Origin of the sequence: Pseudomonas sp. ITEM 17296, assembly GCF_028895205.1 — a bacterium.
GTDB lineage: Bacteria > Pseudomonadota > Gammaproteobacteria > Pseudomonadales > Pseudomonadaceae > Aquipseudomonas > Aquipseudomonas kermanshahensis.
Map to the genome: position 1 here is coordinate 1 of NZ_WJRS01000010.1, position 19346 is coordinate 19346.

At 57.6% G+C, this 19346-nt stretch carries 16 protein-coding genes and 4 tRNA genes; all 20 read left to right on the plus strand.

Features of this window, described 5'->3' with window-relative positions; genetic code table 11:
- The first annotated feature begins 107 nt into the window (after positions 1 to 107).
- The 20 genes from birA (at position 108) to fusA (ending at position 19328) form a co-directional block, all read left to right on the plus strand.
- Complete coding sequence (gene birA / locus GIB19_RS13240; RefSeq protein ID WP_099428194.1) at positions 108 to 1067, plus strand: bifunctional biotin--[acetyl-CoA-carboxylase] ligase/biotin operon repressor BirA; 960 nt, start codon at positions 108 to 110, stop codon at positions 1065 to 1067.
- Entirely contained in the window at positions 1057 to 1806 is a 750-nt protein-coding gene (locus GIB19_RS13245; RefSeq protein WP_027595483.1) for a pantothenate kinase, read from the plus strand. The genes birA and GIB19_RS13245 overlap by 11 nt, the downstream gene beginning before the upstream one ends.
- 7 nt (positions 1807 to 1813) lie before the next feature.
- Positions 1814 to 2239: a hypothetical protein gene (locus tag GIB19_RS13250; protein ID WP_027595484.1), complete on the plus strand. Its 426-nt coding sequence runs from the start codon at positions 1814 to 1816 to the stop codon at positions 2237 to 2239.
- A 152-nt stretch (positions 2240 to 2391) separates the two neighbouring features.
- Positions 2392 to 2475: transfer RNA gene (locus tag GIB19_RS13255), tRNA-Tyr, on the plus strand.
- A 24-nt stretch (positions 2476 to 2499) separates the two neighbouring features.
- Positions 2500 to 2573, plus strand: a tRNA-Gly gene (locus tag GIB19_RS13260).
- Between the two features lie 29 nt (positions 2574 to 2602).
- Positions 2603 to 2678: transfer RNA gene (locus GIB19_RS13265), tRNA-Thr, on the plus strand.
- 87 nt (positions 2679 to 2765) lie between these two features.
- Positions 2766 to 3959, plus strand: coding sequence for an elongation factor Tu (gene tuf, locus GIB19_RS13270; RefSeq protein ID WP_016484647.1), 1194 nt, complete (start codon positions 2766 to 2768; stop codon positions 3957 to 3959).
- Positions 3960 to 4013: 54 nt separating this feature from the next.
- A tRNA-Trp gene (locus GIB19_RS13275) sits at positions 4014 to 4089 on the plus strand.
- A 44-nt stretch (positions 4090 to 4133) separates the two neighbouring features.
- Positions 4134 to 4502, plus strand: a complete 369-nt coding sequence (secE, locus tag GIB19_RS13280; protein WP_027595465.1) for a preprotein translocase subunit SecE — start codon at positions 4134 to 4136, stop codon at positions 4500 to 4502.
- A 9-nt stretch (positions 4503 to 4511) separates the two neighbouring features.
- Positions 4512 to 5045, plus strand: a complete 534-nt coding sequence (gene nusG, locus GIB19_RS13285) for a transcription termination/antitermination protein NusG (protein ID WP_003255501.1) — start codon at positions 4512 to 4514, stop codon at positions 5043 to 5045.
- Positions 5046 to 5164: 119 nt separating this feature from the next.
- A complete protein-coding gene (gene rplK / locus GIB19_RS13290) occupies positions 5165 to 5596 on the plus strand; it encodes a 50S ribosomal protein L11 (RefSeq protein ID WP_027595466.1) in 432 nt (143 codons plus the stop codon).
- Positions 5596 to 6291, plus strand: a complete 696-nt coding sequence (gene rplA, locus GIB19_RS13295) for a 50S ribosomal protein L1 (RefSeq protein ID WP_027595467.1) — start codon at positions 5596 to 5598, stop codon at positions 6289 to 6291. Before rplK ends, rplA begins: the two co-directional genes overlap by 1 nt.
- Before the next feature lie 199 nt (positions 6292 to 6490).
- The gene (gene rplJ / locus GIB19_RS13300) at positions 6491 to 6991 is read left to right on the plus strand and encodes a 50S ribosomal protein L10 (protein ID WP_027595468.1); all 501 of its coding nucleotides are present in this window, start codon (positions 6491 to 6493) and stop codon (positions 6989 to 6991) included.
- Between the two features lie 78 nt (positions 6992 to 7069).
- A complete protein-coding gene (gene rplL, locus GIB19_RS13305) occupies positions 7070 to 7435 on the plus strand; it encodes a 50S ribosomal protein L7/L12 (protein WP_007957596.1) in 366 nt (121 codons plus the stop codon).
- 50 nt (positions 7436 to 7485) lie between these two features.
- Positions 7486 to 7656, plus strand: a complete 171-nt coding sequence (locus GIB19_RS13310) for a hypothetical protein (protein ID WP_155951450.1) — start codon at positions 7486 to 7488, stop codon at positions 7654 to 7656.
- Positions 7656 to 11729 (plus strand): DNA-directed RNA polymerase subunit beta, encoded by a 4074-nt coding sequence (gene rpoB, locus GIB19_RS13315; protein WP_027595469.1) that lies wholly within the window; start codon positions 7656 to 7658, stop codon positions 11727 to 11729. Before GIB19_RS13310 ends, rpoB begins: the two co-directional genes overlap by 1 nt.
- 64 nt (positions 11730 to 11793) lie before the next feature.
- Positions 11794 to 15993 carry a DNA-directed RNA polymerase subunit beta' gene (gene rpoC / locus GIB19_RS13320; protein ID WP_027595470.1) on the plus strand — a complete coding sequence of 1400 codons (4200 nt, stop codon included), beginning with the start codon at positions 11794 to 11796 and terminating at the stop codon, positions 15991 to 15993.
- Between the two features lie 211 nt (positions 15994 to 16204).
- Positions 16205 to 16576 carry a 30S ribosomal protein S12 gene (rpsL, locus tag GIB19_RS13325; RefSeq protein WP_003255492.1) on the plus strand — a complete coding sequence of 124 codons (372 nt, stop codon included), beginning with the start codon at positions 16205 to 16207 and terminating at the stop codon, positions 16574 to 16576.
- A gap of 106 nt (positions 16577 to 16682) precedes the next feature.
- The gene (rpsG, locus tag GIB19_RS13330) at positions 16683 to 17153 is read left to right on the plus strand and encodes a 30S ribosomal protein S7 (protein WP_008089143.1); all 471 of its coding nucleotides are present in this window, start codon (positions 16683 to 16685) and stop codon (positions 17151 to 17153) included.
- Between the two features lie 30 nt (positions 17154 to 17183).
- Positions 17184 to 19328, plus strand: coding sequence for an elongation factor G (gene fusA / locus GIB19_RS13335; protein ID WP_027595471.1), 2145 nt, complete (start codon positions 17184 to 17186; stop codon positions 19326 to 19328).
- The last annotated feature ends 18 nt before the right edge of the window (positions 19329 to 19346 follow it).

Sequence of the window (19346 nt, forward strand, 5' to 3'; positions counted from 1 at the left end):
TCAGGGCCGAAAATAGTCCTTCCTGCGGTCTTTCCGGGCAGCCCTTTTCCTATGCAAGCCCACTACCCATAGCTATCATGCCAGCCTTATTCCAAGTCGAGACTGGCATGCTGAAGTTGTTGAATCTCCTCAAGGATGGCCGGTTCCATTCCGGAGAAGCCTTGGGGGCAGCCCTCGGGGTGAGTCGCAGCGCCGTTTGGAAGCAGCTGCAGCACCTGGAGAGTGAGCTGAACCTCACCATTCACAAGGTTCGTGGGCGTGGCTACCAGCTGGCGGCACCTCTCGCCCTGCTCGAATCACAAGCGATCAATGAATTCGCCGAGGGTGAGCAGTGGCCTGTTTTCATCCACGAAACCATCGATTCAACCAATGCTGAAGGGCTTCGGCTTGCAAGCGAAGGGCAGCCGGCGCCATTCCTGGTGCTTGCCGAGCGCCAAAGCGCTGGGCGTGGCCGCCGCGGTCGCCAATGGGTCAGCCCTTTCGCAGAGAACCTCTATTACAGTCTGGTCCTGCGTGTCGAAGGTGGCATGCGTCAGCTCGAAGGGCTGAGCCTGGTGGTGGGGTTGGCAGTGATGCGGACCCTGCAGGGCTTTGGAGTAAAGGAAGTGGGGCTGAAATGGCCCAATGATGTGCTTGTTCGTGGGCAGAAGATCACCGGTATCTTGCTTGAGTTAGTGGGTGATCCTGCAGACGTGTGTCACGTTGTGCTTGGAATAGGTATCAATGTGAACATGCAAGCCAACGACCGGGTCGACCAGGAGTGGACCTCAATGCGGCGAGAGGTTGGCACCGCTATTGATCGCAACCGTCTGGTGGCAAAGCTCAGTCAGCAGTTGCAGCATGAATTGGCGCGTCACCGCCGCTATGGGTTTGCTGCATTCCAGGAAGAATGGGAGCAGGCGCATCTATGGCAGGGGCGTAACGTATCGCTTGTTGCTGGCAGTACCCGCATTGATGGGGTGGTGCTGGGGGTGGACGGGCAGGGCGGTTTGCGCCTTGAAGTCGAAGGTGTAGAAAAGAGCTTCAGTGGTGGTGAGCTCAGTTTGAGGTTGCGTGATGATTCTTGAGCTCGATTGCGGTAACAGCTTCATTAAATGGCGAGTCATTCACGCCGCCGACGCTACGATCGTGGGCGGCGGTATTGTCGATTCCGACCAGGCATTGGTGGCCGAGGTCAGTGCGTTGGCGTCGTTGCGTTTGTCTGGCTGCCGTATCGTCAGTGTGCGCAGCGAAGAAGAAACCGCGGCGCTCTGCGCGCTGATCCGCCAGGCGTTCTCGGTGGTGGCGCGCGTTGCCGAACCTGCTCAGCAAATGGCAGGGGTGCGCAATGGTTATGAAGACTACCAGCGCCTGGGCATGGATCGTTGGCTTGCAGCATTGGGTGCATTCCACCTGGCCAAGGGGGCTTGTCTGGTGATTGATCTTGGCACCGCCGCCAAATCCGATTTCATTGCCGCCGATGGCGAGCACCTGGGCGGTTACATCTGCCCGGGCATGCCGCTGATGCGCAGCCAGCTGCGTACGCACACACGGCGTATCCGCTATGACGATGCTTCGGCAGTACGCGCACTGACAAGCCTTGCCCCTGGCCGCTCGACGGTCGAGGCTGTGGAGCGTGGCTGTGTGTTGATGTTGCAAGGCTTTGCCCATACTCAGCTTGAGCAGGCGCGGGCGCTGTGGGGGGAGAATTTTACGGTGTTCCTTACCGGTGGGGATGCGCCGCTGGTGCGTGAAGCAGCACCGACGGCGCGCGTAGTCCCTGACCTGGTATTCGTTGGCCTGGCAATGGCCTGCCCACTGGACTGAGGTGCTTATGCGTTGGTTGTTTCTGCTGTTGCTGGTGCTCAACGTCTTCTATTACGTCTGGCACCAACAGGAAGCCCCGCTCAAGGCCAAGGATGTCGCCCCGCTGTCGTTGTACAAAGGTAGTCAGCAAGAAATTCGCCTGTTGCGTGAAACCGGTGTGTCCGCGCCGGCCCGTCGTCGTGATGAATGCCTGGTAGTAGGTGGCCTGGCGGCAAAAGAGCAGCTCGATGCACTGCGCCAGCGGCTGCTGAGCCTGGATATCAATGCGTTGCCGGTGTCGGGTCAGTTACCGGGCGCTGATGGTCTCTGGCTCAAGATTTCCCCGGAAAGCGAGCGTTTGCTGGACCAAACAGTACTCGTCGCTCTTTCCAACGATTTCAAAGACTTAAAACATAAAATTATTTTCTGCCAGGGTATTGCAACTGGCGAATAGCTTGATAGAATGGCGCCCGCTTCACAGGGAACACCACTGAGGTGGTAGAGCTGGAAGCGGTGTCAAAGCAGCTAAGTTTCAGATTTGATTGAAAAAATTTGAAAAAACGCTTGACACTAGGACGGCAGACAAATAGAATGCCGGCCACATCTGGAGGGATTCCCGAGCGGTCAAAGGGGACGGACTGTAAATCCGTTGCGAGAGCTTCGAAGGTTCGAATCCTTCTCCCTCCACCAGTTTTAGCGAGAGCCGCAAGCTCCGCGGGTATAGTTTAGTGGTAGAACCTCAGCCTTCCAAGCTGATGATGCGGGTTCGATTCCCGCTACCCGCTCCAAGTTTGCTGGATTTTGCGCAAAGTGTTTCGCTCTTGTAGCTCAGTTGGTAGAGCACACCCTTGGTAAGGGTGAGGTCAGCGGTTCAAGTCCGCTCAAGAGCTCCATATAAACAAGGCAGATATGAAAATATCTGCCTTTGTTTTATCAGCTTTATCAGCGTAAGACTATTTCTTCTGCGGAGGATTGTATCGATGGCTAAGGAAAAGTTTGATCGTTCCCTACCACACGTAAACGTTGGCACTATCGGCCACGTTGACCATGGTAAAACCACTCTGACCGCAGCTCTGACTCGCGTCTGCTCCGAAGTTTTCGGTTCGGCAGTAGTTGAGTTCGACAAGATCGACTCGGCTCCGGAAGAAAAAGCGCGCGGTATCACCATCAACACCGCTCACGTCGAGTACAACTCGAACATTCGTCACTACGCTCACGTCGACTGCCCAGGTCACGCTGACTACGTGAAGAACATGATCACCGGTGCTGCCCAGATGGACGGCGCGATCCTGGTTTGCTCGGCCGCCGATGGTCCGATGCCACAAACCCGTGAGCACATCCTGCTGTCCCGTCAGGTTGGCGTTCCGTACATCGTGGTCTTCCTGAACAAGGCTGACCTGGTAGACGACGCTGAGCTGCTGGAACTGGTCGAGATGGAAGTTCGCGACCTGCTGTCCACCTACGACTTCCCAGGCGACGACACCCCGATCATCATCGGTTCGGCTCGTATGGCGCTGGAAGGCAAAGACGACAACGAAATGGGCACCAGCGCTGTCAAGAAGCTGGTTGAAACTCTGGACAGCTACATCCCAGAGCCAGAGCGTGCTATCGACAAGCCGTTCCTGATGCCAATCGAAGACGTATTCTCGATCTCGGGTCGTGGTACCGTTGTTACCGGCCGTATCGAGCGTGGTATCGTCCGCGTTCAAGATCCGCTGGAAATCGTTGGTCTGCGTGACACCACCACCACCACCTGCACCGGTGTTGAGATGTTCCGCAAGCTGCTGGACGAAGGTCGTGCTGGCGAGAACTGCGGCGTTCTGCTGCGTGGTACCAAGCGTGACGACGTTGAGCGTGGCCAGGTTCTGGTCAAGCCAGGTTCGGTCAAGCCGCACACCAAGTTCACCGCAGAAGTCTACGTCCTGTCGAAGGAAGAAGGCGGCCGTCACACTCCGTTCTTCAAAGGCTACCGTCCTCAGTTCTACTTCCGTACCACTGACGTGACCGGTAACTGCGAACTGCCGGAAGGCGTTGAAATGGTAATGCCAGGTGACAACATTCAGATGACTGTCACTCTGATCAAGACCATCGCAATGGAAGACGGTCTGCGCTTCGCTATCCGTGAAGGCGGTCGTACCGTCGGCGCCGGCGTCGTAGCAAAAATTATTGAATAAGTAGTTGATTTACTTGATCAGGCCGGTATAATGGCCGGCCTGATACAGCGTTACAGGTCAGTAGCTCAATTGGCAGAGCGACGGTCTCCAAAACCGTAGGTTGGGGGTTCGATTCCCTCCTGACCTGCCATTCACCTCGGTGTGATTGGCTTTCTTCTCACAGGATCCTCCCCGATGACTCCCAAAACTGAAGCCCAAGAATCGCGTTTTGATCTGTTCAAGTGGCTGGCTGTAGTTGCTTTGGTGGTTGTTGGCGTCGTGGGTAATCAGTATTACTCCGCCTCCCCAATCCTGTATCGCGTACTCGCATTGCTCGCCCTGGCTGCGGCTGCTGGCTTTGTTGCCTTGCAGACTGCGAAGGGTAAGTCGTTCTTTGCGCTGGCGAAGGAAGCTCGTACCGAGATCCGTAAAGTCGTGTGGCCGACCCGCCAAGAAACCACTCAGACCACGCTGATTGTCGTGGCTGTAGTTCTGGTTATGGCGCTGCTGTTGTGGGGTCTTGATTCCCTGCTCGGCTGGGCGGTCTCCTTGATTGTTGGCTAAGGGTGTCCCGTGGCTAAGCGTTGGTACGTAGTGCATGCTTACTCGGGTTACGAGAAGCATGTGATGCGCTCGCTGATCGAGCGCGTCAAGCTGGCTGGCATGGAAGACGGTTTCGGCGAAATTCTGGTTCCGACCGAAGAAGTCGTTGAAATGCGTAACGGCCAAAAGCGCAAAAGTGAGCGCAAATTCTTCCCTGGCTATGTACTGGTCCAGATGGAGATGAACGAAGGGACTTGGCACTTGGTCAAGGATACCCCTCGTGTGATGGGCTTTATTGGTGGTACCGCAGACAAGCCTGCGCCAATCACTGATAAAGAAGCAGAGGCTATCCTGCGTCGCGTTGCCGACGGCAGCGACAAGCCGAAGCCGAAGACGCTGTTCGAGCCAGGTGAAGTGGTTCGTGTCATTGACGGTCCGTTTGCTGACTTCAATGGCAGTGTCGAAGAGGTTAACTACGAAAAGAGTCGCCTCCAGGTGGCGGTGCTCATTTTCGGTCGCTCTACTCCGGTGGAGCTCGAGTTCAGCCAGGTCGAGAAGGTCTAGGCGAACGAAGCATCCCATACCCCGCAGCCCTGTGTGCTGCGGGGTTTTGTCGTCACTGGGATAAAACGCAAGTCATCCGGGGAGCCATCTGGCGTTTGTACCCGATTTTGGAGTAGCTCATGGCTAAGAAGATTCAGGCTTACATCAAGCTGCAAGTTAAGGCCGGCCAGGCCAACCCAAGCCCACCCGTTGGTCCAGCACTGGGCCAACACGGTGTGAACATCATGGAATTCTGCAAGGCCTTCAACGCCCGTACTCAGGGTCAAGAAGCCGGCCTGCCGACTCCTGTGATCATCACTGTTTACAGCGACCGTAGCTTCACCTTCGAGACCAAGAGCACCCCTGCCTCGGTTCTGCTGAAGAAAGCTGCTGGCCTGACCAGTGGTTCGGCTCGTCCGAACACCGTTAAAGTCGGTACCGTGACCCGTGCTCAGCTCGAAGAGATCGCCAAGACTAAACAGGCTGATCTGACCGCTGCTGACCTGGACGCTGCTGTACGCACCATCGCTGGCTCTGCCCGCAGCATGGGCCTGAACGTGGAGGGTGTGTAATGGCTAAGCTGACCAAGCGCCAAAAGGCCATTGCTTCGAAAATCGAAGCTGGCAAAGTTTACAACTTCGAAGAAGCAGCAGTGCTGCTGGCCGAACTGTCCACCGTGAAGTTCAGCGAATCCTTCGACGTTGCCGTCAACCTCGGCGTTGACCCGCGTAAATCCGACCAGGTCGTTCGTAGCGCTACTGTGCTGCCACACGGCACTGGCAAGACCGTGCGCGTTGCCGTCTTCACCCAGGGTCCAGCTGCTGAGGCCGCTCTGGCTGCCGGCGCTGACCGTGTAGGTATGGACGATCTGGCTGCAGAAATGAAAGCCGGCGACCTGAACTATGACGTCGTCATCGCATCGCCTGATGCCATGCGCGTTGTTGGTCAGCTGGGTCAGGTTCTGGGTCCTCGCGGCCTGATGCCTAACCCGAAAGTGGGTACTGTGACTCCAGACGTAGCCGGCGCTGTCAAAAACGCCAAGGCTGGTCAGGTTCGCTACCGTACCGACAAGAACGGTATCATTCACACCTCCGTTGGCAAAGTCGGCTTCGAAGCTGGCAAGCTGAAGGAAAACGTTGAAGCCCTGATCGCTGATCTGAAGCGTATCAAGCCAGCTTCTTCGAAAGGTATCTACGTCAAGCGCGTTACCCTGAGCACCACTATGGGCCCAGGCCTGGTCATCGACCAGGGTTCGCTGAACGCGTAAGGCCATGGCGGTGCGACGTGTCGCGCCGCCAGCAAAAAAATTGGGGTCCCTGCCTGGCGGGGGCTATCCAAGACCGTAGGCGGCGCAAGCCTTAAACCACAAGCCTACGCAGATGGTGCTCCCGATTCGTTATCGAATCAGACACCAAAACGACATCCGGCTTCGGCCAGATGAAACGGTAGAAACCAGGAGTAAACCCGTGGCAATTAAACTCGAAGACAAGAAGGCCATCGTCGCTGAAGTCAACGAGGCTGCCAAAGTCGCTCTGTCCGCTGTCGTGGCTGATGCCCGTGGTGTGACTGTAGGCGCAATGACCGGACTCCGTAAAGAGGCTCGTGAAGCTGGCGTTTACGTACGTGTCGTACGTAACACCCTGCTCAAGCGCGCTGTTGCCGATACTGAATTCAGTGTCCTCAACGACGCCTTCACTGGCCCGACCCTGATCGCTTTCTCCAACGAACACCCGGGCGCTGCTGCTCGTCTGTTCAAAGAGTTCGCCAAGGGTCAGGACAAGTTCGAGATCAAGGCAGCTGCGTTTGACGGCAAATTCATTGCCGCCAACCAGATCGATGTACTGGCTACCTTGCCGACCCGTGACGAAGCTATCGCACGTCTGATGAGCGTGATTCAAGGCGCCACCAGCAAGCTGGCTCGTACTCTGGCGGCCGTTCGCGACCAGAAAGAAGCTGCTGCTGCCTAAGGCGGCGTAACCTCTTTCAAAATCATTTGTTTAATTTGATGGCTGCGAAGGCTGTCACCCCAATACAGGATTTAAGTCATGTCCCTGACTAACGAGCAAATCATCGAAGCAATCGGCCAGAAAACCGTTCTGGAAGTTGTTGAGCTGATCAAAGCTATGGAAGAAACCTTCGGCGTTACCGCTGCTGTTGCCGCTGCTGGCCCAGCTGCTGCTGCTGCCGTTGTTGAAGAGCAAACCGAGTTCAACGTTGTTCTGGTTGAAGCCGGTGAGAAGAAAGTAAACGTGATCAAGGCCGTTCGTGAACTGACCGGTCTGGGCCTGAAAGAAGCCAAAGAGAAAGTCGACGGCGCTCCTCAGGTCGTAGCTGAAGGCGTTTCGAAAGAAGCCGCTGAAGACGCTAAGAAGAAGCTGGAAGAAGCAGGCGCTAAAGTCGAGCTGAAGTAATTTCGACTTTGCGATGCCAGCCTGAGCGTTGAGCACAAGGCTGATGGCTGGTGGCTTATGCCACCGGCCTTTTTCCGTTATTGGTGGCCGATCAGATCGGCCCCGATAACGAGCTGCAAGACACCCATGTGGGTGGCGCAAACCAAGGGGTTTGCACGATTTTCTGGCTGCTCCCGCCGGGAGAAGCCAAACAAGCAGGTGACCAAGCTGGGGAACGCTGATGGCTTACTCATACACTGAGAAAAAACGTATCCGCAAGGACTTTAGCAAGTTGCCGGACGTCATGGATGTGCCTTACCTCCTGGCCATCCAGCTGGATTCGTATCGCGAATTCCTGCAAGCGGGAGCATCCAAGGATCAGTTCCGCGACGTCGGCCTGCACGCGGCCTTCAAATCGGTATTCCCGATCATCAGCTACTCCGGCAATGCTGCCCTGGAGTACGTAGGCTATCGCCTGGGCGAACCCGCCTTCGATGTGAAGGAATGTGTCCTGCGTGGCGTGACCTTCGCGGTCCCACTGCGGGTCAAGGTGCGCCTGATCATCTTCGACAAGGAATCGTCGAACAAAGCGATCAAGGACATCAAAGAGCAAGAAGTCTACATGGGTGAAATCCCCCTGATGACTGAGAACGGTACCTTCGTAATCAACGGTACCGAGCGTGTGATCGTTTCCCAGCTGCACCGTTCGCCTGGTGTGTTCTTCGACCACGACCGTGGCAAGACGCACAGCTCCGGCAAGCTGCTGTACTCCGCTCGCATCATCCCTTACCGCGGCTCCTGGCTGGACTTCGAGTTCGACCCGAAGGACTGCGTGTTCGTGCGTATCGACCGTCGCCGCAAACTGCCGGCCTCGGTACTGCTGCGCGCACTGGGTTACAGCACCGAAGAGGTTCTGAACACCTTCTACACCACCAACGTGTTCCACGTTTCCGGCGAAAAACTCAGCCTGGAACTGGTACCTCAGCGTCTGCGTGGTGAAGTTGCGGTCATGGACATCCATGACGAAACCGGCAAGGTCATTGTCGAGCAGGGTCGCCGCATCACTGCGCGCCACATCAACCAGCTCGAGAAAGCCGGCGTCAAGCAGCTCGACGTTCCTATGGAATACGTCCTGGGCCGCACCACCGCCAAGGCTATCGTGCATCCGGCTACCGGCGAGATCCTGGCCGAGTGCAACACCGAGCTGACCACCGAGCTGCTGATCAAGGTCGCCAAGGCACAGGTCGTCCGTATCGAGACCCTGTACACCAACGACATCGATTGCGGTCCGTTCATCTCGGACACCCTGAAGATCGACACCACCAGCAACCAGCTGGAAGCCCTGGTCGAAATCTATCGCATGATGCGTCCAGGCGAGCCGCCAACCAAGGATGCTGCCGAGACCCTGTTCAACAACCTGTTCTTCAGTGCCGAGCGTTACGACCTGTCCGCCGTAGGCCGCATGAAGTTCAACCGTCGTATCGGTCGTACCGAGATCGAAGGTTCGGGCGTGCTGAGCAAGGAAGACATCGTCGAGGTCCTCAAGACCCTGGTCGACATCCGTAACGGCAAAGGCATCGTCGACGACATCGACCACCTGGGTAACCGTCGCGTACGTTGTGTCGGCGAGATGGCCGAGAACCAGTTCCGTGTTGGCCTGGTGCGCGTTGAGCGTGCGGTCAAGGAACGTCTGTCGATGGCCGAAAGCGAAGGCCTGATGCCGCAAGACCTGATCAACGCCAAGCCGGTAGCGGCGGCGGTGAAAGAGTTCTTCGGTTCCAGCCAGCTGTCGCAGTTCATGGACCAGAACAACCCGCTCTCCGAGATCACCCACAAGCGCCGCGTTTCTGCACTCGGCCCTGGCGGTCTGACCCGTGAGCGTGCTGGCTTCGAAGTCCGTGACGTACACCCGACCCACTACGGCCGTGTGTGCCCGATCGAGACCCCTGAAGGTCCGAACATCGGTCTGATCAACTCCCTGGCAGCCTATGCCCGCACCAACCAGTACGGCTTCCTCGAAAGCCCGTATCGCGTGGTGAAGGAAGGCGTGGTCAGCGACGACATCGTGTTCCTGTCGGCCATTGAAGAAGCGGATCACGTTATCGCCCAGGCTTCGGCCGCGATGAACGAGAAGAAGCAGCTGATCGATGAGCTGGTAGCAGTTCGTCACCTGAACGAATTCACCGTCAAGGCGCCAGAAGACGTCACCTTGATGGACGTTTCGCCGAAGCAGGTTGTTTCGGTCGCAGCGTCGCTGATTCCGTTCCTCGAGCACGACGACGCCAACCGTGCACTCATGGGTTCGAACATGCAGCGTCAGGCTGTACCGACCCTGCGCGCTGACAAGCCGCTGGTAGGTACCGGCATGGAGCGCAACGTTGCCCGTGACTCCGGCGTCTGCGTCGTGGCCCGTCGTGGCGGCGTGATCGACTCGGTCGATGCCAGCCGTATCGTCGTGCGTGTTGCCGATGACGAAGTCGAAACCGGTGAAGCAGGTGTAGATATCTACAACCTGACCAAATACACCCGTTCGAACCAGAACACTTGCATCAACCAGCGTCCGCTGGTCAGCAAGGGTGATGTGGTCAAGCGTCACGACATCATGGCCGACGGCCCGTCCACCGATATGGGTGAACTGGCACTGGGTCAGAACATGCGCATCGCGTTCATGGCGTGGAACGGCTTCAACTTCGAAGACTCCATCTGCCTGTCCGAGCGTGTGGTTCAGGAAGATCGCTTCACCACGATCCACATTCAGGAACTGACCTGTGTGGCGCGTGACACCAAGCTTGGCCCAGAGGAAATCACCGCAGACATCCCGAACGTGGGTGAAGCTGCGCTGAACAAGCTGGACGAAGCCGGTATCGTTTACGTAGGTGCCGAAGTCGGCGCTGGCGACATTCTGGTTGGTAAGGTCACTCCGAAAGGCGAGACCCAACTGACGCCGGAAGAGAAGCTGCTGCGTGCCATCTTCGGTGAGAAGGCAAGCGACGTTAAAGACACCTCCCTGCGTGTGCCAACCGGCACCAAGGGTACTGTCATCGACGTCCAGGTCTTCACCCGTGACGGCGTTGAGCGCGACAGCCGCGCCCTGGCCATCGAGAAGATGCAGCTGGACGAGATCCGCAAGGACCTCAACGAAGAGTTCCGCATCGTCGAAGGTGCAACCTTCGAGCGTCTGCGTTCCGCCCTGAACGGCCAAGTGGTCGACGGTGGTGCGGGCCTGAAGAAAGGCACCGTGATCACTGACGAAGTACTGGACGGTCTGGAGCACGGCCAGTGGTTCAAACTGCGCATGGCCGAAGACGCGCTGAACGAACAGCTGGAAAAGGCTCAGGCTTACATCGTCGATCGCCGTCGTCTGCTGGACGACAAGTTCGAAGACAAGAAGCGCAAGCTGCAGCAAGGCGACGACCTGGCACCGGGCGTACTGAAGATCGTCAAGGTCTACCTGGCTATCCGCCGCCGCATCCAGCCGGGCGACAAGATGGCAGGCCGTCACGGTAACAAAGGTGTGGTCTCGGTGATCATGCCGGTCGAAGACATGCCGCACGACGCCAACGGTACTCCGGTCGACGTCGTACTGAACCCACTGGGCGTACCTTCGCGTATGAACGTTGGTCAGATCCTTGAAACCCACCTGGGCCTCGCGGCCAAAGGCCTGGGCGAGAAGATCGACCGGATGCTCGAAGAGCAGCGCAAAGCCGCTGAGCTGCGCGTGTTCCTGACCGAGATCTACAACGAGATCGGCGGTCGTCAGGAAAGCCTGGAAGAGTTCACCGACGCAGAGATCCTTGCCCTGGCGAACAACCTGAAGAAGGGCGTGCCTATGGCTACCCCAGTCTTCGACGGTGCCAAGGAAAGCGAGATCAAGGCCATGCTGAAACTGGCAGACATGCCAGAAAGCGGCCAGATGGTGCTGTTCGATGGCCGTACCGGCAACAAGTTCGAGCGTCCTGTGACCGTTGGTTACATGTACATGCTCAAGCTGAACCACTTGGTGGACGACAAGATGCACGCGCGTTCCACTGGTTCCTATAGCCTGGTTACCCAGCAGCCGCTGGGTGGTAAGGCGCAGTTCGGTGGTCAGCGTTTCGGGGAGATGGAAGTGTGGGCGCTGGAAGCATACGGCGCGGCATACACCCTGCAAGAAATGCTCACAGTGAAGTCGGACGACGTGAACGGCCGTACCAAGATGTACAAGAACATCGTGGATGGCGATCACCGTATGGAGCCGGGCATGCCCGAGTCCTTCAACGTGTTGATCAAAGAGATCCGTTCGCTCGGTATCGATATCGATCTGGAAACCGAATAACACGTGACGCGAAGGGGAGCGGGGCAGGTAATGCCCGCTTCCTGCTCCGCCAGGAGGAAAGGCCTTGAAAGACCTACTGAATTTGCTGAAAAACCAGGGTCAAGTCGAAGAGTTCGACGCCATCCGCATCGGTCTGGCGTCGCCTGAAATGATCCGTTCGTGGTCGTTCGGTGAAGTTAAGAAGCCGGAAACCATCAACTACCGTACGTTCAAACCTGAGCGTGACGGCCTGTTCTGCGCCAAGATCTTTGGCCCAGTCAAGGACTACGAGTGCCTGTGCGGCAAGTACAAGCGCCTCAAGCACCGCGGTGTGATCTGCGAGAAGTGCGGCGTTGAAGTTGCCCTGGCCAAGGTTCGTCGTGAGCGCATGGCGCACATCGAACTGGCCTCGCCGGTTGCCCACATCTGGTTCCTGAAGTCGCTGCCGTCCCGTATCGGCCTGCTGATGGACATGACCCTGCGTGATATCGAGCGCGTTCTCTACTTCGAGAGCTACGTCGTTATCGACCCAGGCATGACCACCCTTGAAAAAGGCCAGCTGCTGAACGACGAGCAGTACTTCGAAGCGCTGGAAGAGTTCGGTGACGACTTCGACGCCCGCATGGGTGCCGAGGCTGTCCGCGAGCTGCTGCACGCTATCGACCTGGAGCACGAGATCGGTCGCCTGCGCGAAGAGATTCCGCAGACCAACTCGGAAACCAAGATCAAGAAGCTGTCCAAGCGCCTGAAGCTGATGGAAGCTTTCCAGGGCTCGGGCAACCTGCCTGAGTGGATGGTCCTGACCGTCCTGCCAGTACTGCCGCCGGACCTGCGTCCGCTGGTACCGCTGGATGGCGGCCGCTTCGCGACCTCCGACCTGAACGACCTGTATCGTCGGGTGATCAACCGTAACAACCGTCTGAAGCGCCTGCTCGATCTGTCGGCGCCGGACATCATCGTGCGCAACGAAAAGCGCATGCTGCAGGAAGCGGTCGACGCCCTGCTGGACAACGGCCGTCGCGGTCGCGCCATCACTGGCTCGAACAAGCGTCCGCTGAAGTCCCTGGCTGACATGATCAAAGGTAAGCAAGGTCGTTTCCGTCAGAACTTGCTCGGTAAGCGCGTGGACTACTCCGGTCGTTCGGTAATTACCGTGGGCCCGACCCTGCGTCTGCACCAGTGCGGTCTGCCGAAGAAAATGGCCCTCGAGCTGTTCAAGCCGTTCATTTTCGGCAAGCTGGAAATGCGTGGTCTGGCGACCACCATCAAGGCTGCCAAGAAGATGGTCGAGCGCGAGCTGCCAGAGGTGTGGGACGTTCTCGCCGAGGTCATCCGCGAACACCCCGTACTGCTCAACCGTGCACCGACCCTTCACCGTCTGGGTATCCAGGCGTTCGAGCCTGTGCTCATCGAAGGTAAGGCGATCCAGCTGCACCCGTTGGTCTGTGCGGCGTACAACGCCGACTTCGACGGTGACCAGATGGCCGTTCACGTGCCGCTGACGCTGGAAGCCCAGCTCGAAGCGCGCGCGCTGATGATGTCGACCAACAACATTCTGTCGCCAGCCAACGGTGAGCCAATCATCGTTCCGTCGCAGGACGTTGTACTGGGTCTGTACTACATGACCCGTGAAGCCATCAACGCCAAGGGCGAAGGTCGCGTATTCGCTGACCTGCAAGAAGTCGACCGCGTATTCCGCGCCGGCGAAGCTGCCCTGCACGCGAAAATCAAGGTCCGTATCAACGAGACCGTGAATGACCGTGATGGCTCCGTCACCAAGAACACCCGCATCGTCGACACCACCGTCGGCCGTGCGCTGTTGTTCCAGGTTGTACCGGCAGGTCTGCCGTACGACGTGGTCAACCAGCCGATGAAGAAGAAAGCGATCTCCAAGCTGATCAACCAGTGCTACCGCGTGGTTGGTCTGAAAGAGACTGTCATCTTCGCTGACCAGCTGATGTACACCGGCTTTGCCTACTCGACCATTTCCGGCGTTTCGATCGGTGTTAACGACTTCGTTATCCCGGACGAAAAAGCCCGCATCATCGGTACTGCTACCGACGAAGTGAAGGAAATCGAGAGCCAGTACGCCTCCGGCCTGGTAACCCAGGGCGAGAAGTACAACAAGGTCATCGACTTGTGGTCGAAGGCGAACGACGAAGTGTCCAAGGCGATGATGGCCAACCTCTCGAAAGAGAAGGTCATCGACCGCGAGGGCAAGGAAGTCGAGCAAGAGTCCTTCAACTCGATGTACATGATGGCTGACTCGGGTGCGCGGGGTTCCGCAGCACAGATCCGTCAGCTGGCCGGTATGCGTGGTCTGATGGCCAAGCCGGACGGCTCGATCATCGAGACGCCGATCACCGCGAACTTCCGTGAAGGTCTGAGCGTACTGCAGTACTTCATCTCGACTCACGGTGCTCGTAAGGGTCTGGCGGATACCGCACTGAAAACTGCGAACTCCGGTTACCTGACGCGTCGTCTGGTAGACGTAGCGCAAGATCTGGTCGTGACCGAGATCGACTGTGGCACCGACCACGGCCTGCTGATGACTCCGCACATCGAAGGCGGTGACGTTGTCGAGCCGCTGGGTGAGCGCGTACTGGGCCGTGTCATTGCCCGTGACGTGTTCAAGCCAGGCACCGAGGACGTCATCGTCCCAGCCGGTACCCTGGTTGACGAGCAGTGGGTCGAGTTCATCGAGCTGAACAGCATCGACGAAGTTATCGTGCGTTCGCCGATCAACTGCGAAACCCGCTACGGTATCTGCGCCAAGTGCTACGGTCGTGACCTGGCTCGTGGTCACCAGGTGAACATCGGTGAAGCTGTCGGCGTTATCGCTGCACAGTCGATCGGTGAGCCGGGTACCCAGCTGACCATGCGTACGTTCCACATCGGTGGTGCTGCAAGCCGGACCTCGGCTGCCGACAGCGTCCAGGTGAAGAACGGCGGTATGGTTCGTCTGCACAACCTGAAGCAGGTCGTGCGCGCCGATGGCAACCTGGTTGCCGTATCGCGTTCCGGCGAGCTGGCCATTGCCGATGAATTCGGTCGTGAGCGTGAGCGTTACAAGCTGCCTTACGGTGCGGTCATTTCGGTCAAGGAAGGTGACAAGGTCGAAGCTGGCGCCATCGTCGCCAAGTGGGACCCGCACACCCACCCGATCGTTACCGAGCTGAAAGGTACCGTGACCTTCGTGGGCATGGAAGAAAACATCACCATCAAGCGTCAGACCGACGAACTGACTGGTTTGACCAACATCGAAGTTCTGGACGTCAAGGATCGCCCTGCCGCAGGCAAGGAAATCCGTCCGGCAATCAAGATGGTCGATGCCAACGGCAAGGACCTGTACCTGCCAGGTACCGACGTACCGGCTCAGTACTTCCTGCCGGCCAACGCCCTTGTCGGTGTGGCTGACGGTGCACAGATCGGTGTTGGTGACGTTATCGCGCGTATCCCGCAAGAAACGTCGAAGACCCGTGACATCACCGGTGGTCTGCCGCGCGTTGCCGACTTGTTCGAAGCGCGTCGTCCGAAAGAAGCCTCGATTCTGGCTGAAGTCAGCGGCACCATCGCGTTCGGTAAAGAGACCAAAGGCAAGCGCCGTCTGGTCATTACGCCGACCGACGGTAGCGATCCGTACGAAGAGCTGATTCCGAAGTGGCGCCACCTGAACGTCTTCGAAGGCGAACAGGTAAACCGCGGCGAAGTTATCTCCGACGGCCCGAGCGATCCGCACGACATCCTGCGTCTGCTGGGTGTGAGCGCGCTGGCCAAGTACATCGTCAACGAGATCCAGGACGTTTACCGCCTGCAAGGCGTTAAGATCAACGACAAGCACATCGAGACCATCCTGCGTCAGATGCTGCGTAAGGTCGAGATCGCCGAGTCGGGTGATTCCAGCTTCATCAAGGGCGACCAGATGGAACTGACTCACGTACTGGTCGAGAACGAGCGTCTCGCTAGCGAAGACAAGTTCATCTCGAAGTTCTCGCGTGTGCTGCTGGGTATCACCAAGGCGTCGCTGTCGACCGAATCGTTCATCTCCGCGGCTTCCTTCCAGGAAACCACCCGCGTACTGACCGAAGCGGCCGTCACCGGCAAACGCGATTACCTGCGCGGCCTGAAAGAGAACGTGGTCGTGGGTCGTCTGATCCCGGCCGGTACCGGTCTGGCTTACCACAGCGAGCGCAAGCGCCGCCGTGATGCCGACAAACCGCTGCGTGTGAGCGCCAGTGAGGTGGAAGCCGCACTGACCGAAGCGCTGAATTCCAGCGGTAACTAAGTACAGGGCAGGGCCCCGGCAAGCCCCGAACGGCCATCGTCGACATGAATTGTTGCCGATGACCGGGCGGGGAGGGCCGGGGCCTCGTCTTGACTGGGTGCAAGATCCTCCGTAGACTTTTGTACCCTTAAATTTGGTGAGGCTCCGTCTCGCCAATTTTTGGCTTTCTTGCAAGACAATAGAGTCGCAAGACAATCAGTGGAGCTAGTAGATGGCAACTATCAACCAGCTGGTACGTCAGCCGCGTAAGCGTTCGGTCGAGAAGTCCGACGTTCCTGCGCTGCAGAACTGCCCGCAACGTCGTGGCGTGTGCACCCGCGTGTACACCACCACGCCGAAAAAACCTAACTCGGCACTGCGTAAAGTTTGCCGTGTGCGTCTGACCAACGGTTTCGAGGTTTCCTCGTACATCGGCGGTGAAGGCCACAACCTGCAAGAGCACAGCGTCGTCCTGATCCGTGGCGGCCGTGTAAAAGACTTGCCAGGTGTTCGTTACCACACCGTTCGCGGCTCTCTGGATACTTCGGGCGTTAAAGGCCGTAACCAGGGTCGTTCGAAGTACGGTACCAAGCGTCCGAAGTAATCGGTCGTTTGCACCCATCCATTTTTTTGAGTCGATAAGAGTAAGGTCGGGCAGGGGTCGAAGACCCACGTCCCGGGCTAACCTGAAGACCGTTTGAGGGCTTATCATGCCAAGACGTCGTGTAGCAGCAAAACGTGAGATTCTGGACGATCCTAAATACGGATCCCAAATCCTCGCCAAGTTCATGAACCACGTGATGGAAAGCGGCAAGAAGGCCGTGGCCGAGCGCATCGTTTACGGTGCACTGGACAAGGTCAAAGAGCGCAAGAACAGCGACCCCCTGGAAATCTTCGAGAAAGCTCTCGACGCCATCGCTCCGCTGGTCGAAGTAAAGTCCCGTCGTGTCGGCGGTGCCACTTACCAGGTTCCGGTTGAAGTTCGTCCATCCCGTCGTAATGCTCTGGCAATGCGCTGGCTCGTAGACTACGCCCGCAAGCGCGGCGAGAAGTCGATGGCTCTGCGCCTGGCTGGCGAGCTGCTGGATGCTGCTGAAGGCAAGGGTGCTGCAGTCAAGAAGCGTGAAGACGTTCACCGTATGGCTGAAGCCAACAAAGCGTTCTCGCACTACCGCTTCTAATTCAAGCATCAATCATTTTGCGAGGGCTTTATGGCTCGTACTACAGCAATTAACCGCTACCGTAACATTGGTATCTGTGCCCACGTTGACGCGGGCAAGACCACCACTACCGAGCGGATCCTGTTCTACACAGGCCTGAGCCACAAGATGGGCGAGGTGCACGACGGCGCCGCGACCACCGACTGGATGGTTCAGGAGCAGGAGCGGGGTATTACCATTACCTCCGCTGCCGTAACTACCTTCTGGAAGGGCTCTGTTGGTCAGTACGACAACTACCGCGTAAACGTCATCGATACCCCCGGCCACGTTGACTTCACCATTGAAGTAGAGCGTTCGCTGCGCGTACTCGACGGCGCGGTCGTTGTGTTCTGCGGTACCTCCGGCGTTGAACCTCAGTCCGAAACCGTATGGCGTCAGGCCAACAAATACGGCGTTCCACGTGTTGTTTACGTGAACAAGATGGACCGTGCCGGTGCAAACTTCCTGCGCGTCGTAGGTCAGATCAAGAACCGTCTGGGTCACACCCCGGTTCCTGTTCAGCTGGCCATCGGTTCGGAAGATAACTTCCAGGGTCAGGTCGACCTGATCAAGATGAAGGCTATCTACTGGAACGACGACGACAAAGGCACCACCTATCGCGAGGAAGAAATTCCTGCCGATATGCTGGAGCTGGCTGAAGAGTGGCGCTCCAACATGGTTGAAGCGGCTGCCGAGGCCAGCGAAGAGCTGATGAACAAGTACCTGGAAGGCGAAGAGCTGACCGTCGAAGAGATCAAAGCCGGTCTGCGCGCGCGCACCCTGGCCAGCGAAATCGTACCGGCCGTCTGCGGTTCGTCGTTCAAGAACAAGGGTGTTCCCCTGGTTCTCGACGCCGTCATCGACTACCTGCCTGCTCCGACCGAGATTCCTGCAATCCAGGGTATCAACCCGGATGACAAGGATCTGGACAAAGACGATCCGGCTGTTCGTAAAGATGAGCGTCACGCTGACGACGACGAGCCGTTCTCGGCTCTGGCGTTCAAGATCGCGACTGACCCGTTCGTGGGTACTCTGACCTTCGTTCGCGTCTACTCGGGTGTTCTGACCTCCGGTGACTCCGTCATCAACTCGGTCAAGGGCAAGAAAGAGCGCGTTGGTCGTATGGTGCAGATGCACGCCAACCAGCGTGAAGAGATCAAGGAAGTGCGCGCTGGCGACATCGCGGCCCTGATCGGCATGAAGGACGTGACCACAGGCGAAACCCTGTGCAACGCCGACAAGCCAATCATCCTTGAGCGTATGGACTTCCCTGAGCCGGTTATTTCGCTCTCCGTAGAGCCGAAAACCAAGGCTGACCAGGAGAAGATGGGTATCGCTCTGGGCAAACTGGCCCAGGAAGACCCGTCGTTCCGCGTCAAGACCGACGAAGAGACTGGTCAGACCATCATCTCGGGCATGGGTGAGCTGCACCTGGACATCCTCGTTGACCGCATGAAGCGCGAGTTCAACGTCGAAGCCAACATCGGTAAGCCTCAGGTTTCGTACCGCGAGAAGATCACCAAGTCCAACGTCGAGATCGAAGGCAAGTTCGTTCGTCAGTCGGGCGGTCGTGGTCAGTTCGGTCACTGCTGGATCCGTTTCTCGGAGCCGGACGTCGACGAGAAGGGCAACATCACCGAAGGTCTGGTCTTCACCAACGAAGTCGTTGGTGGTGTGATTCCTAAGGAATTCATCGCCCCGATCCAGAAGGGTATCGAAGAGCAGATGAAAAACGGCGTTGTTGCCGGCTATCCGCTGCTCGGCCTGAAGGCCACGGTATTCGACGGTTCGTACCACGACGTCGACTCCAACGAAATGGCGTTCAAAATCGCTGCTTCGATGGCGACCAAGCAACTGGCCCAGAAGGGCGGTGGCGTGGTGCTTGAGCCGATCATGAAGGTCGAAGTTGTAACCCCGGAAGACTACCTGGGTGACGTGATGGGTGACCTGAGCCGTCGTCGCGGGATGATCCAGGGTAATGAAGACTCGGTGTCCGGCAAGGTAATCACTGCTGAGGTACCGCTCGGAGAAATGTTCGGTTATGCGACCGACGTTCGTTCCATGTCTCAGGGTCGCGCAAGCTACTCCATGGAATTCTCCAAATACGCCGAAGCTCCGTCGAACATCGTCGAAGCACTCGTTAAAAAACAAGGCTAATCCCCTTTAGGCAAGAGG

Excerpts from the sequence above, each read along its gene's own strand:
- birA (WP_099428194.1), top strand. The coding sequence starts at position 108 with ATGCTGAAGTTGTTGAATCTCCTCAAGGATGGCCGGTTCCATTCCGGA.
- GIB19_RS13245 (WP_027595483.1), top strand. The coding sequence starts at position 1,057 with ATGATTCTTGAGCTCGATTGCGGTAACAGCTTCATTAAATGGCGAGTC.
- GIB19_RS13250 (WP_027595484.1), top strand. The coding sequence starts at position 1,814 with ATGCGTTGGTTGTTTCTGCTGTTGCTGGTGCTCAACGTCTTCTATTAC.
- tuf (WP_016484647.1), top strand. The coding sequence starts at position 2,766 with ATGGCTAAGGAAAAGTTTGATCGTTCCCTACCACACGTAAACGTTGGC.
- secE (WP_027595465.1), top strand. The coding sequence starts at position 4,134 with ATGACTCCCAAAACTGAAGCCCAAGAATCGCGTTTTGATCTGTTCAAG.
- rplK (WP_027595466.1), top strand. The coding sequence starts at position 5,165 with ATGGCTAAGAAGATTCAGGCTTACATCAAGCTGCAAGTTAAGGCCGGC.
- rplA (WP_027595467.1), top strand. The coding sequence starts at position 5,596 with ATGGCTAAGCTGACCAAGCGCCAAAAGGCCATTGCTTCGAAAATCGAA.
- rplL (WP_007957596.1), top strand. The coding sequence starts at position 7,070 with ATGTCCCTGACTAACGAGCAAATCATCGAAGCAATCGGCCAGAAAACC.
- rpoB (WP_027595469.1), top strand. The coding sequence starts at position 7,656 with ATGGCTTACTCATACACTGAGAAAAAACGTATCCGCAAGGACTTTAGC.
- rpsL (WP_003255492.1), top strand. The coding sequence starts at position 16,205 with ATGGCAACTATCAACCAGCTGGTACGTCAGCCGCGTAAGCGTTCGGTC.
- rpsG (WP_008089143.1), top strand. The coding sequence starts at position 16,683 with ATGCCAAGACGTCGTGTAGCAGCAAAACGTGAGATTCTGGACGATCCT.
- fusA (WP_027595471.1), top strand. The coding sequence starts at position 17,184 with ATGGCTCGTACTACAGCAATTAACCGCTACCGTAACATTGGTATCTGT.